At 42.6% G+C, this 13048-nt stretch carries 13 protein-coding genes; 7 read left to right on the plus strand and 6 right to left on the minus strand.

The window, feature by feature from the left end; all coding sequences use genetic code 11:
* Positions 1-88 precede the first annotated feature (88 nt).
* The 4 genes from A5870_RS12120 to map form a co-directional block, all read right to left on the minus strand.
* Positions 89-1075, minus strand: a complete 987-nt coding sequence (locus tag A5870_RS12120) for an aldose epimerase family protein (RefSeq protein WP_086293068.1) — start codon at positions 1073-1075, stop codon at positions 89-91.
* 285 nt (positions 1076-1360) lie between these two features.
* Entirely contained in the window at positions 1361-2587 is a 1227-nt protein-coding gene (locus A5870_RS12125; RefSeq protein ID WP_086293070.1) for a glycosyltransferase family 4 protein, read from the minus strand.
* 19 nt (positions 2588-2606) lie between these two features.
* A complete protein-coding gene (locus A5870_RS12130; RefSeq protein WP_086293072.1) occupies positions 2607-3530 on the minus strand; it encodes a YihY/virulence factor BrkB family protein in 924 nt (307 codons plus the stop codon).
* Between the two features lie 79 nt (positions 3531-3609).
* Complete coding sequence (gene map / locus A5870_RS12135; RefSeq protein WP_008377375.1) at positions 3610-4374, minus strand: type I methionyl aminopeptidase; 765 nt, start codon at positions 4372-4374, stop codon at positions 3610-3612.
* A 176-nt stretch (positions 4375-4550) separates the two neighbouring features.
* On the opposite strand from map, the gene A5870_RS12140 reads away from it, so the two are divergent.
* A complete protein-coding gene (locus A5870_RS12140; protein WP_086293074.1) occupies positions 4551-4997 on the plus strand; it encodes a flavodoxin in 447 nt (148 codons plus the stop codon).
* Positions 4998-5051: 54 nt separating this feature from the next.
* Here the strand turns inward: A5870_RS12140 and A5870_RS12145 are convergent, their stop codons facing one another.
* Positions 5052-5627 (minus strand): TetR/AcrR family transcriptional regulator, encoded by a 576-nt coding sequence (locus A5870_RS12145; RefSeq protein ID WP_005228861.1) that lies wholly within the window; start codon positions 5625-5627, stop codon positions 5052-5054.
* A gap of 231 nt (positions 5628-5858) precedes the next feature.
* On the opposite strand from A5870_RS12145, the gene A5870_RS12150 reads away from it, so the two are divergent.
* Positions 5859-7094, plus strand: coding sequence for an aminopeptidase (locus A5870_RS12150; RefSeq protein ID WP_086293076.1), 1236 nt, complete (start codon positions 5859-5861; stop codon positions 7092-7094).
* A 128-nt stretch (positions 7095-7222) separates the two neighbouring features.
* Here the strand turns inward: A5870_RS12150 and A5870_RS12155 are convergent, their stop codons facing one another.
* Positions 7223-8518: an ISL3 family transposase gene (locus tag A5870_RS12155; protein WP_086292156.1), complete on the minus strand. Its 1296-nt coding sequence runs from the start codon at positions 8516-8518 to the stop codon at positions 7223-7225.
* A gap of 240 nt (positions 8519-8758) precedes the next feature.
* Here A5870_RS12155 and A5870_RS12160 point away from each other — a divergent pair, with 240 nt between their 5' ends.
* The 5 genes from A5870_RS12160 to A5870_RS12180 all read left to right on the plus strand — a co-directional run bounded on the left by A5870_RS12160 (position 8759) and on the right by A5870_RS12180 (position 12864).
* Entirely contained in the window at positions 8759-9406 is a 648-nt protein-coding gene (locus A5870_RS12160; RefSeq protein ID WP_008377371.1) for a metal-dependent transcriptional regulator, read from the plus strand.
* A gap of 9 nt (positions 9407-9415) precedes the next feature.
* The gene (zwf, locus tag A5870_RS12165; RefSeq protein ID WP_086293078.1) at positions 9416-10942 is read left to right on the plus strand and encodes a glucose-6-phosphate dehydrogenase; all 1527 of its coding nucleotides are present in this window, start codon (positions 9416-9418) and stop codon (positions 10940-10942) included.
* Positions 10943-11045: 103 nt separating this feature from the next.
* Entirely contained in the window at positions 11046-11834 is a 789-nt protein-coding gene (gene thiD / locus A5870_RS12170; protein WP_086293079.1) for a bifunctional hydroxymethylpyrimidine kinase/phosphomethylpyrimidine kinase, read from the plus strand.
* Positions 11831-12310, plus strand: a complete 480-nt coding sequence (locus A5870_RS12175; protein ID WP_015510153.1) for an ECF transporter S component — start codon at positions 11831-11833, stop codon at positions 12308-12310. The genes thiD and A5870_RS12175 overlap by 4 nt, the downstream gene beginning before the upstream one ends.
* Positions 12311-12315: 5 nt before the next feature.
* On the plus strand, positions 12316-12864 hold the full coding sequence (locus A5870_RS12180; protein WP_077453516.1) for a TIGR01440 family protein: 549 nt from the start codon (positions 12316-12318) through the stop codon (positions 12862-12864).
* Positions 12865-13048 lie beyond the last annotated feature (184 nt).

The following is a 13048-nucleotide window of genomic DNA, read 5'->3' on the forward strand; positions in this document are numbered from 1 at the left end:
GGATTTTGTCAAAAAAAAGCATCGCCAAACTTTCTGAGTTTTGACAATGCTTTTTTCTATTTCATTAAAAATGATTTGGTTCCTATGCTTAAAAGTGGACCTGATACGTCGTCACAGAGTGGAAGGGTTCTTCTGGACGCAACACGATCTCACCAAAGTGGGTAAATTTCTCAGAGCCAGGAACACCTTGTGTTTCGATCGCCATCCCGCCATGATTGGCAAAAGGACCAGTCTTCATTGGTGCACCAGCTTCTCCCTCACCCGTTGTGTAAATAACAACGGCAGGACGGTCAGTAGTTACAGTCAGCTGCACTTTTTGATCGGGACTGGTTACTTTTAGATCCCACTCTTGCACATGGTCTAATAAGAACGGATCATCCAACATCGTCGTTCCCATCGGGCGTTCTTGTCTAAAATCAAACTTTGTGCCTGCGACAGGCGTTTTTTCACCGGTCGTCGTCACATCGTCATTCGTTTCAGCCACATGTTCGGCATTGATTTGAACCAAGTGGTCATCGATCGGCTGTTGGGTATCACCTGTCAAATTGAAATAACCGTGGTTCGTTGGGTTAAATAAAGTCGCTTTGTCAGTGTTGGCATCATAAGCAAGCAATAGTTCATTGTCATTCGTCAACGTATAGGTGACTTGATAACGAACATTCCCAGGAAACCCGCCATCGCCATCTTGCCGTGTGGTAGTAAAAATCACCCCAGCTTTGTCTGCTTCTTCAAAGGTTTCAGTGATCCATGTATCAGTATCCAGCCCCTTTGAACCGCCATGAAGCGTATTGCCGCCATCATTGTCTTCCGTTTGGTATTCTTGTCCGTCGATCTCAAAGCGAGTACCTGCGATCCTTCCCGCCACAGGGCCGATCGTTGCGCCATAATAACGTGCTTGGCGATGTCCTTCGATCGTGTCATAACCGACCACGATGTCGCGACCTTCTTCTACTGGAACGACCCAATCCAATAAGCGTGCGCCTTCAGGACTTAGCCTTACGATGGTACCGCTATCATTGGAAAGCTCATAAATTGTTCCCATTCTTTCTGACGTCAGTTGTTTCACATTTGGCATTCGTTCATATCCTTCTTTCTTTGATTAGTCTGCTACTCTTTTTAAGTATAGCCGTTATGGGCTAGATCCGTCAATTCAAGACGGAAGGATTCAGTAGGAATTTATTTTATGCCGGGCCGTTTTACACAAATAAAAAGCGGCAAGAAGGGCCAACGGGTTGATTGAATCATGGTCAGCCGATCGTGAGAGAAAGTACTAGGAGAAGCACTGGCTGCTCCTGTCTTTTCTTCAATGATCAATCACATTCGCTTCACCTGTTAGGCTCTTATGCCGCAATTGTATCGTTTATTTTTTGTGTTTTGCTTGGTAATGTTTTCTCTTTCGTCGCTTTTCTTTGATTTGAGAAGCACTGGAAGCCAAATCCAAATCCTCGCTTCTCTCTTCTTGCTTGTCTTGTCTTTTTTCTGCCCGCGCCATGAGGACTTTTTGCCTAAATCGACGGTTTCCCAGGAATTTCAGTGCACACATCAATGGTTGACGATTTTCTCCTACCAAACCAATCAATTCGATAAACAATTCAATACCGAATCCTGTACTGATGATCAGTAAAATGATTGCGGTGTTGCTGGCATAATTCATCAATAACGCAATAAATGAAAAAACCATCGCCAAGGCATAGATCGTCAAGACCGTGCCACGGTGGGTAAACCCTAATGAAAGTAAGCGATGATGCAAGTGCATTTTATCCGCCGATGAGATTTTTTGTTTATTAAATTTTCTGCGAATCATGGCATAGACGGTATCCGTGATCGGTACTCCTAATATCAGCATCGGGGTAACCACTGTAATGAAGGTCGCATTTTTTAAGCCTTGCAACGATAGGACGGAGATCATGAAACCTAGAAAAAGTGCCCCAGTGTCCCCTAAAAAAATCGTGGCTGGATAAAAATTATAAGGAAAAAAGCCAACGATCGCAGCGATCAGCGTAAAGATCACCATCGGTACTTCAACTGAATTCGGTAAAAAGAAGTAACTGATGATCCCAATGGTCGTCAGACTGATAATAGAGACCCCACTCGCTAGACCATCCAAACCATCAATCAAGTTGACTGCATTCGTGATCGCCAAAATCCACAGGATGGTCATAGGCAGTCCAAGCCACCCCAAATCAAAAACCCCAAGATAAGGGATCGAAACCGTACTGATTTTGATGCCGGCAACAAAATAGATCTCCAAAGCCGCTAACGTCAAGCCTAGCGTTTTTTGCATAGGGGTCAACTCGAAGATATCATCCAATAATCCAGTAACTACGACGATGGCTGCCCCTAAAAGCATCGGCCAGACGTAGTCAAAAGGAATCATTGCGCGAAATTCCCAAAGCAATGCAAAAGAGAAGGAGAGAAAGATGCTTAATCCCCCTGCGGTCGGCATTGTTTTGGTGTTGATTCGTCGATCTCCTGGTCGATCGACTGCGCCGATCTTAAAAGAAATCAATTTAATGATCGGTGTTAGGATTAAAGACACGATCATTGTTATAAATAAGCGCATTACAAATTTGAATGCAAAATCCATCGTTTATTCTCGCTTTCCGTTATTTCTCTTTATTGGTAAATGTATCCTCGATTTTCGAAGAAATCCGCTGAACAGGATCTGTTCGTTCTTTGATCTCTTGTCCCGATACATACTCTTCTACCACTGCGTTGATGATTCCACCCAAGATAATAATCGTCGCAGCAAGATTCAACCAGATCATTAAAACAATAAAACTTCCAATAATTTGATAGCCAATGATTTTCGCAGCAAAGTAACGGGCGTATAAGCCAAACACTTGTGACAGCAACATCCAGCCAATCGTTGCAAAGATCGCCCCCGGCAAAGTCGAACGCAACTTGACCTTCGCATTAGGGACTAACCAATAGATCAGCATCATGATGAACAGCAAAGCAACGATCGTGACTGGCCATTTGACTGTTTGGAACGTATCGATCAGATTGTCTTGAAACTTAAAAATCGGCTGTAAAAAATCAAGAATGATTTTTCCAAGCCCGAATACCATCGTAACACCAACGATCGCAATCATAAAGAGCAGAATGATCACAAACGATACTGCGCGCACCACGATAAAATTGGAACGCTGGTCCACACCGAAGGCTTTGTTCATCGCAATTTGCAAGGCATTGATACTTTGACTCGCAGACCACAACGCAGCCAAGGCGGAGATCGATAACAGTCCACCAGAGCTGGTGGTGAGGAGGTTTTCGATCGCTGGTCCGATAAAATCATAGATTTGATTCGGGATCAATTCCTGTACATAAGATAAAACCGTGTTCGGATCAATTGATAAATAAGGCAAAAGATTCCCCAGCGCAATCATTAATGGGAAAAGTGAAAGCAATAAATAGTAGGCCACAACGACTGATGTAGTCCCCATTTCTGAATCGGTTATTCTATTTTGCGTTGTTTCAATGAAACGTATCAGCTTTTGATTGCTTTTTACTTTATCAACGATTTTCATGTTTCTTCCTCCGCCAGCGAATCATTTGCCTTTTTTTCTTTGTCATACGTAACAATCAGAAGTCTCCTACCACCAAAATTTAGTAGGTTCCTTCTTCTCCTTGAGAAGTTAAAATTCTCGGACCATCTTTGGTGATCGCCAAACTATGTTCATATTGGCAGCTTAAGCCGCCATCTAATGTATAGGCGGTCCAGCCATTAGGATCCATTTTCATTTTCCACGTCCCTGTATTGATCATAGGTTCGATGGTAATAACCATTCCTTCTTTTAAACGTAACCCTTTGCCGGCTTCTCCGTAGTGAGGGATCATCGGACTTTCATGGATCGTTGGGCCAATACCGTGTCCTACGAAATCACGCACAACCCCATACCCTTCTTTTTCCGCATACGTTTGAATGGCATGACCGATGTCACCGATTCGGTTGCCCACTTGGGCTTGTTCGATTCCTAGATACAACGCTTTTTTGGTTACTTCCATTAATCGATCAATCTCAGGCGTCGAGTTCCCTACGACATAACTCCAACAAGAATCAGAAATAGCGCCTTTTAAATCAATACACATGTCGACTTTGATCAGATCGCCGTCTTTCAATGGTTTTTTTCGAGGAAACCCGTGGCAAATCTCATCATTGATACTGCAGCAAGTGGCATATTTGTAATCTTCAAAACCAATTTGGGCAGCGATGCCACCGTGGCTTTCAATATAATCTCTGACAAACACTTCGATATCCCAACTCGTGATACCTGGTTTGATGAAACTGCGTAATTGTTTGTGGACATCTGCTAACAGCGCGCCGGATTCGGCCATGCGGTCAATTTCTCTGGCAGATTTTAATGTAATCATGTTCTCGTCTCCCTTAATTAAATTCCTCTTATTTTACCATAGAAATCCCTTATTTTACAAAATTCACAGACATTGTAAAGAGTTTTTCAAGTTTTGTTTTCAAACTTTCTTGCATTTGCTATAATCTGTAAGAGAGTTTTCCTTGAGAATAGGAATGAGATTGGAGGAAAAAGCCCATGGCTTTAGCAAAAATCGTCTATGCAAGCATGACGGGGAATACGGAAGAAATTGCGGATATCGTTTCTGAAGCCCTTGAAAACCTTGACATGGAAGTAGAAATGAATGAGTGTACCCAAGTGGATGCAGATGACTTTGAAGATGCTGATATCTGTATCGTCGCAACGTATACATATGGAGACGGAGAACTACCGGATGAGATCGTCGATTTTTATGAAGATTTGCAAGAACTTGATTTAAGCGGCAAAATCTTTGGAGTCTGTGGCTCCGGCGATACGTTTTATGATGACTTTTGTAAATCCGTTGACGACTTTGAAGCCGCCTTTAGCAAAACTGGTGCGACAAAAGGAGCAGACAGCGTCAAAGTTGACTTGGCTGCAGAAGAAGACGATATTCAAAACTTAGAAGCCTTTGCCAATAAACTAGCAGAAGCATTCGCTGAATAAAACAAGAAAACCTCTGACAAAATCACTTGATTCTGCCGGAGGTTTATTGTTTGCTTAATGATAGCTGATATCGATGGGTGTTTCTCTTGCTAAAATATTATCGGTGGTTTCCGTCATCAGCTTAGCAATCTGATCTTCTGTCGGATGAATGATTCCCGAAGACATCAATGCCGCTAAGCCAGTAGCGACGATCCAGACACCGGTGTGCAAAGATTGTAATTTTACATCAGATAGATCTTGATATTTTGGTTCTTTTTTCACTGATTTCACAAAAAGGTCAAATGAAAACTGTTGCATGGAATCCCCACCACCATGCTCTTCTAAGTATAGCGCTCGGTATAATCGTTTTTCTTTATTTGCAAAGCCAATATAATTTAACGTTAAGTCAACGATGACATCTCCCCGTCTCTCAACTGGAAAGACTTCTGTCGCTAAGTAGTCGTAAATCTGATTGATCAATGCATTTTTTAAGTCATCCATATTTTTAAATTCTAAGTAGATCGGTTGCGTTGAACATTTCATCTTCGCTGCGATATTGCGTGCGGTAAAACGTGTAAATCCTTCGGTTGCGACAACTTCATAGGCAGCTTTTAAAATCTGGTCTCTAGTAATAGTTTTCTTTCTTGCCATAATTTTTTAATCTCCTTAATTCTGCTATACATCGCTTTCAGAAATACCTTTTACTTATTGTATCATGTTTTTTTAAGTTTGCAAAAAAACTTTTAAAATTATTGCCCTTAGTGTTTCCAGTTTTTCAATTTGAAGACCACTGTTTTTTTGCTCACTTTTTCGTTTGTTTTCAAAAATACTTAGTGCTATCATGAAGACAGTTATAAATTTAGAATAAATGGAGGAATTTTAATGGTTTTACCAAACTTTAATCAGAACCTTGAAAAATATGCCCAACTGATCACTGAAGTTGGCGTAAATGTCCAAAAAGGGCACACGATCGTCATCCAAATCGCCGTGGACCAAGCACCGTTAGCTCGTCTATTAACGAAAAAAGCGTATGAATTAGGTGCAGACGAAGTAATCGTCCAATGGACCGACGATGAGATCCAAAAAGAATTTCTTACTCATGCGGCCGAAGATCGTTTGTCTACGATTCCTCAGCATAAAATTGATCAAACAGAAGATTGGGTTGAAAAAGGTGCGAGCCGCATCAGTGTCGTTTCTGCCAATCCCGATGTGTTAGCGGGCGTTGACTCAGACCGAGTGGCCGCTTTCCAAGCTGCTTCTGGTAAAGCGATGATGAAATTACGTCAAGCAACACAAGCCAACAAAGTCAGCTGGACTGTGGTTGCGGCTGCTGGTCAAGATTGGGCCCAAAAAGTTTTCCCTGATGCTTCCCCTGAAGAAGCACAAGACAAGCTTTGGGATCAAATTTTCAAAACAACACGTATCTATGAAGAAGATCCTGTCGCAGCTTGGAAAAAACACGATGAAACCTTGCAAGTTAAAGCCGAAGAATTGAACAAAGAACAATTCAGCGCATTACACTATACGGCACCGGGTACCGATTTGATCATCGGTTTGCCTAAAAACCACTTGTGGGAAGGTGCTGGCAGTTACAATACCCGCAATGAAAAATTCATGGCGAACATGCCAACAGAAGAAGTCTTTACTGCCCCAGATAATCGTCGCATCGATGGCTATATTTCAAGTACAAAACCATTGAGCTACGCAGGCACCATCATCTCTGGGATGAAGTTCACCTTCAAAGACGGCAAAGTCGTGGACTTTTCTGCGGAACAAGGCGAAGAAGTGCTGGGCAAACTGCTAGCAATCGATGAAGGAGCAAAATCTTTAGGTGAAGTCGCATTAGTTCCTGATCCTTCCCCTATCTCACAATCCGGCATTATCTTCTTCAATACGTTGTTCGATGAAAATGCCTCAAACCACTTAGCTTTAGGCTCCGCTTATGCCTTCAGCTTGCAAGGTGGCACTGAGATGAGTGAAGAAGAACTGGCAGCGGCTGGTTTGAACCGCAGCCAAACCCACGTAGATTTCATGGTTGGCTCTGACCAAATGTCCATCGATGGCATCAAAGAAGATGGCACCACGGTTCCTGTCTTCCGCAATGGTGACTGGGCTTAATAAAAAAAGGCTGAGGTGGAGTTGCTCCCCTCGGCCTTCTTTTACAGGCTCTTTGTCAATAAGGACTGATGAGTTGTGCAAAATCAAATCTGGGTCAGAATGAACCACATTCTGGCTCAGATTTTTTGTTATCTCACTTTGATTAATTGATTGATCAAAAAGATTCTAATTCTCATGTTCTCGAATGATTTAAATCCGTAGGATACTCGTTTCATTGTCTTTATGTGGGTATTCTTCGCTTCTATTTTTCCATTGGAATAAGGATAGATCATTGCGTTGGTGATGCCTTCTTCATGGGTAAGAAGGTTTTGAAGCTTTTCCCGAAAGCTGTCATCTAACGTTTCAGGAAGTTCTGTCAATAAGGAGAAAAATAAGTCAGGGTCTTTGTCTCGAAAGGCTTCAACTAATTCATGAAAAAAGGGATACGCCTCCTTCAGGGGCGTAGAAAACTCAAGCAATCGATCAATCATCATTGCTTCAGTAAGAAATGGGTATTTTGGTGCTCGGAAACTTTTCCATGTTTTGTATTCATAATGGTTGATGTTTGCACGATTTTTTAGCAAAAAGCGCCAATTCTTTTTCAGTTTTTCTGCCTGGCTTTTCTGTCCTGCTTTACGAAGTTCATTCATTTCACGGATACGCAACTCATTGAACGCTTGATTCATGTGTTTGACAATATGAAACCGATCAATCACTATTTTCGCTTTTGGCAGAACACGTTTGGTGAGCTGGAAGTAGGCGGCGTTCATGTCTGTCACCAAAAATTCTACTTCTTCTGGATTGGTACACCCTAAGAAATAGCTTGTTAATCGAGGTAATTTACGCGTAGGCAAAACATCGATTAATTTTCCTGTTTCACCATCTGCGCAAATAAAGCTCATTTTATCTTCTATGGAAGCATGCGAACGAAATTCATCAACCATCAATACTCTTGGGAGAATCTTCTTAGATTGTTTTGGTAAATAGCTTTTAAACTCTTTTAATGTACGAATAACGGTGGTCAAAGATACCTGACAGCTTTTCGCAATAAAAGATAAAGATACTTTTTCAGTCAGTAAAGAAGCAATTTTATATCTCACATGATTTGCGATTGAATGTCTGGGTTGGACAAAATAACTTTGAGCAGTCCAATGGGTGCGACAGTTTTTACAGGTATAGCGCTGCTTTTTTAGGCGCATAACCAAAGGCATATGATTGTATTGCTCAAAACGGACAATCGTTTCCTTCTTCCCATTTTTCACTATAATTGATTTCCCGTTTCCATCTACCACAGTAGAACCACAACTTCTACAAGCACGAGGATTAGGCGAGAGAACAGCATCGACGACCAATGTCTTTTTCTTCTGAAGGGTCTCGTAAGAGACCTCTGTAATCATCAAATCTTTCTCTGTTATTCTCAGCATTTTTTTGATAGAATCATTCATATAGCATATCGTCCTCTCAGTTGTTTATTTTGTGGTGATTTAATCATACTAGAGAACGATATGTTTTTTAATACCTAAAATGAAAATGGGGCTGAAGAATCAATTCTGATTCATCAGTCCCATAAATTATAGAGCCCTTTTACATAGAATATTGGAAACCGGCGGCTTTTTTCGTAGTAATCAGCCGGCTTTTTTGATAAAATCTACTTTGATAGTCTTTGATAAGAGAGGATGGATCCGATGACACCAAATCGTGAAGATTATTTAAAGCTCATCTTAGAGCTTGGTGGTGACCAAAAGAAAATCAATAACAAACAAATCGTGTCAGGTCTGGACGTCTCAGCAGCTTCAGTAAGTGAAATGATTTCAAAATTATTAAAAGAAGGCTTAGTGGAACATTCACCTTATCAAGGGGTACAGTTGACTGAAACGGGTTTAGCTTCTGCAAGTGCTCTGATCCGCAAGCATCGTTTATGGGAAGTCTTTCTTGTGGAGCACCTGCATTACTCATGGAATGAAGTTCATGATGACGCAGAAGTTTTAGAACACGTCACCTCGGAAACACTGGCGAGCCGCTTAGAAGCCTACCTTGATCATCCTCGGTATTGCCCACATGGCGGAATGATCCCTGAACAAGGAGAACTCATTCACGAAGGCGAAAAAAACACCATGAGTTCCTATCCGGTAGGAACCAAGATTCGTATCGCCCGTGTCCTTGACGAACGAGAACTGCTGGATTACCTCGTTTCGATCCAATTGAATATTCATGAAGAATACGAGATCATCGATGCGGCAGCATACGAGGGTCCGATTACGATCAAAAATGATACAAAAGAAATTGCTGTCAGCTACAAAGCCGCCAGCACGATTTTTGTCGATAAACTGTAAGGAGTGAAGATGATGGAAAAAAAGGTCCTTTTTACGATTTTTGGCGGTACGGGCGACCTTGCCCAACGCAAACTATACCCTTCTTTGTTTCGGTTGTACAAAAAAGGCGATTTGAAAGAAGATTTTGCAGTCATTGGTACTGCACGCCGTCCTTGGTCGGATGAACACTATCGTGAAGTGGTGATGGGTACGATCAAAGAGTTGAGTGACTCACAAGAACAAGCAGAGACATTCGCTTCTCATTTCTACTACCAATCACATGATGTAACAGATACGAGCCATTATGATTCCTTAAAGGATTTGGCGGAAACCTTAGATCAGAAATACCATTTAGAAGGCAATAAAATTTTTTACTTAGCGATGTCTCCTAACTTCTTTGGGACGATCGTTTCTCACTTGAAATCCCAAGGGATGCTGGATACTGACGGCTACCATCGGGTGATCATCGAAAAACCATTTGGAAGCGACTACGACTCAGCAAAAGAATTGAATGAAGAGATCAATCAAGTCTTTACAGAACAAGAAATCTACCGGATCGATCATTATTTAGGAAAAGAAATGATCCAAAACATTTCTGCGATTCGTTTTGCCAATAACATTTTTGAGTCGATGTGGAACAATCGGTACATTGACAATGTTCAGATCAATATCGCAGAAAACTTAGGTGTTGAAGAACGCGGTGGTTATTATGATAAGAGCGGCGCCTTAAAAGATATGGTCCAAAACCATATTCTGCAGATTCTTTCCTTATTAGCCATGGAGCCGCCAGTGGCTTTTTCTGAAAAAGAGTTACGGACAGAAAAAATCAAAGCCTTAAATGCGATCCGTATCTACTCCGAAGAAGAAGTGAAACAACACTTCGTTCGTGGTCAATACGATAAAGGACAATTAGAAGACAAGAAATTTGTTGGCTACCGTGAAGAAGCCAATGTCGATGAAAAATCGGCAACGGAAACCTTCGTTGCTGGGAAATTCTTGATCGATAACTTCCGCTGGTCCGGCGTACCATTTTATGTACGCACCGGGAAACGCTTGACGGAAAAAGGCACTCGCATCAACATTGTCTTTAAACAAGTCCCAGTCAATGTCTTTAAGCAAGACCTGAATGAACAAAAGCAAATCGAGAGTTTGGCACCGAATGTGCTGACGATTTACATTCAACCGACGGAAGGCTTCTCTCTTTCCTTGAACGGAAAAGAGATTGGCCAAGGGTTTGAAACATTGCCAGTGAAGCTCGATTACCGAAATAGTACTGAAATCGTCGAAAACACCCCTGAAGCCTACGAAAAATTGATTTTAGATGCTTTGAACGGGGATGGCACTAACTTTACCCACTGGGATGAAGTTGCCCAATCTTGGCGCATCGTTGATGTGATCCGTCACGCTTGGGACCAAGAAACACCTGATTTTCCAAACTATGCCGCAGGAACGATGGGACCTCAAGCTGCCTATGATCTCTTAGCTGCCGATGGCTTTGAATGGATCTGGCGTCCCGATGAATGGTATCGTGAGCGAGATTTACTAAATGAGAAATAAGCAAATGGTCAATTGGATGAGGAAAAAACATCCAATTGGCCGTTTTTCTTTTTTACCGACTGTTTATAATAGAAAGAAATGAGAAATGAAAGGAGCAGCAGACATGAAACAAGTCTTATCGATCGCCGGTCTCGACAGTTTGGCAGGTGGCGGCATGACGGCTGATTTGAAAACATTTGAGGAATTCGGGGTGTTTGGCCATGCCCTATTAACATGTGTGGTCGCCATCAAGGATGATCTTATGTTCCATGATCTTCCTGAGCCTGTGGTCCAAGCACAGCTAGATTCACTGCGTTCGGTCGTATCACTAGATGCAATCAAAATCGGGCTGCTTCATCAAACGGCCATCATTGAATTGCTGCGGGATTTTTTACAAGCATTTACCGGACCAATCGTGCTCGATCCCGTTCTCGCCTTCAAAGAAGGAGATACTGCCTTTAACAACTCCTATCAAGCAGGATTGATCTCCTTGTTTCCTTACACAGCATTAGTGACACCTAATCTGCTCGAAGCACAACACTTATCTGGACAAAGGATTACCTCCTTAGCGGAGATGAAAACGGCGGCAAAAAAAATCCATGCATTGGGTGCCCCAAATGTTCTGATCAAAGGTGGCAGTCGACTAACCGGGGAAACAGCCTACGACCTTTTATACCACTCTGGACAGTATACTGTTTTTGAAGCAGAAAAAAGTACCCGACCCACAACCAACGGTGCTGGTTGTACCCTTTCATCGGCGATTGCCGCTTTACTTGCCAAAGGTACTTCATTGGAAACAGCTGTTCAAACTGCAAAAGCATTTGTTTGGGCAGGAATTGAAGAAGGGCTACCTTTAGGTACCTCCGGAAACATCAATCAACTTGCCTACTTCAGAAAGGATGAATACGTATGAAAGTAAGAAACCTAACGACGATCGCCATGCTGACCGCACTCACGTGTGCACTTTCTTTGACCTTTATCATTCCTGTTCCGCAAACGAAGGGTTTTGTGACCTTATGTGAAGCAGGAATCTATATCTCGGCCCTTTTGTTTGGACCTAGCGCCGGGGCCTTCGTCGGTGGAATGAGCGGCGGCATCATTGATTTTCTATCAGGTTACCCTGAATGGGCCTTCTTTTCCATCGTGATTCATGGTGTACAAGGCTGGATCGTAGGCAGAATGAGCCACCGGCCACTAGCAGCCGTCATTGTCGGCAGCTTGATCATGATTGCTGGCTATGCAGCAGCAACAGTTTTACTATTCGGGTTAGGCGCTGGGATCGCCTCGATTCCAAGTAATTTGATCCAAACGGTCTTTGGCAGCATCGTTGCTTTACCTCTGACGCATGCCTTGCGCCGCACGAAAAAGTTTTCTTTAAATGAAAGGTGATTCTTATGACAGATATCAATCAATTAAAAACGGATTTAACTACGATCGTTGAAGAAGTCATTACGACAGCGAACGTTGGTGAAAACGATCTTTTTGTCCTTGGCTGTTCAACAAGTGAAGTCGTGGGCGGCTTGATTGGCAAAAATTCCAGTCAAGAAGTAGGCATGATCATCGTCGAAACACTGCGAGCGATCTTGCGTCCTAAAAATATTCATTTAGCCGTTCAAGGCTGTGAACACCTCAATCGGGCTTTAGCCGTTGAGCGTAAAACGGCTCAGCTCTATCACTTAGAAGAAGTCGCTGTAGTGCCCCAGCTGCATGCAGGCGGTGCTTGCTCAGTCGCGGCTTTCCAGCTGTTCGATGAGCCTATTGAAGTGGAGCACATAGTGGCAAAAGCTGGCATCGATATTGGTGACACAGCGATCGGCATGCATGTCAAACATGTACAAATCCCGATCCGTCCCTCTATTAAGACCCTCGGCGCTGCCCATGTCACAGCTCTGGGATCACGGCCCAAATATATTGGTGGTCCTCGTGCGCATTACGCACAATAAGCGAATCGTATAATAAGCGAAAAGCCATCTTCAAAAGCAAAAAGCATGCTTCGGCGTGCTTTTTTTGTGTCAACAAACCTGCTATTGTCTCCCTTTTCCTTAAGAGTGCTCTCCTTTCACTATTTTCTCCACTCCATCATATGGCAGCTTTTTCTACTTCAAAGGCTAGTTTCTTTCTGGTGTA

Source organism: Enterococcus sp. 2G9_DIV0600 (assembly GCF_002140615.1).
Lineage (GTDB): Bacteria > Bacillota > Bacilli > Lactobacillales > Enterococcaceae > Enterococcus_D > Enterococcus_D innesii.

Excerpts from the sequence above, each read along its gene's own strand:
- A5870_RS12160 (WP_008377371.1), top strand. The coding sequence starts at position 8,759 with ATGACACCAAATCGTGAAGATTATTTAAAGCTCATCTTAGAGCTTGGT.
- A5870_RS12175 (WP_015510153.1), top strand. The coding sequence starts at position 11,831 with ATGAAAGTAAGAAACCTAACGACGATCGCCATGCTGACCGCACTCACG.
- A5870_RS12125 (WP_086293070.1), bottom strand. The coding sequence starts at position 2,587 with ATGGATTTTGCATTCAAATTTGTAATGCGCTTATTTATAACAATGATC.
- A5870_RS12145 (WP_005228861.1), bottom strand. The coding sequence starts at position 5,627 with ATGGCAAGAAAGAAAACTATTACTAGAGACCAGATTTTAAAAGCTGCC.
- A5870_RS12120 (WP_086293068.1), bottom strand. The coding sequence starts at position 1,075 with ATGCCAAATGTGAAACAACTGACGTCAGAAAGAATGGGAACAATTTAT.
- zwf (WP_086293078.1), top strand. The coding sequence starts at position 9,416 with ATGATGGAAAAAAAGGTCCTTTTTACGATTTTTGGCGGTACGGGCGAC.
- A5870_RS12130 (WP_086293072.1), bottom strand. The coding sequence starts at position 3,530 with ATGAAAATCGTTGATAAAGTAAAAAGCAATCAAAAGCTGATACGTTTC.
- thiD (WP_086293079.1), top strand. The coding sequence starts at position 11,046 with ATGAAACAAGTCTTATCGATCGCCGGTCTCGACAGTTTGGCAGGTGGC.
- A5870_RS12155 (WP_086292156.1), bottom strand. The coding sequence starts at position 8,518 with ATGAATGATTCTATCAAAAAAATGCTGAGAATAACAGAGAAAGATTTG.
- A5870_RS12180 (WP_077453516.1), top strand. The coding sequence starts at position 12,316 with ATGACAGATATCAATCAATTAAAAACGGATTTAACTACGATCGTTGAA.
- map (WP_008377375.1), bottom strand. The coding sequence starts at position 4,374 with ATGATTACATTAAAATCTGCCAGAGAAATTGACCGCATGGCCGAATCC.
- A5870_RS12150 (WP_086293076.1), top strand. The coding sequence starts at position 5,859 with ATGGTTTTACCAAACTTTAATCAGAACCTTGAAAAATATGCCCAACTG.
- A5870_RS12140 (WP_086293074.1), top strand. The coding sequence starts at position 4,551 with ATGGCTTTAGCAAAAATCGTCTATGCAAGCATGACGGGGAATACGGAA.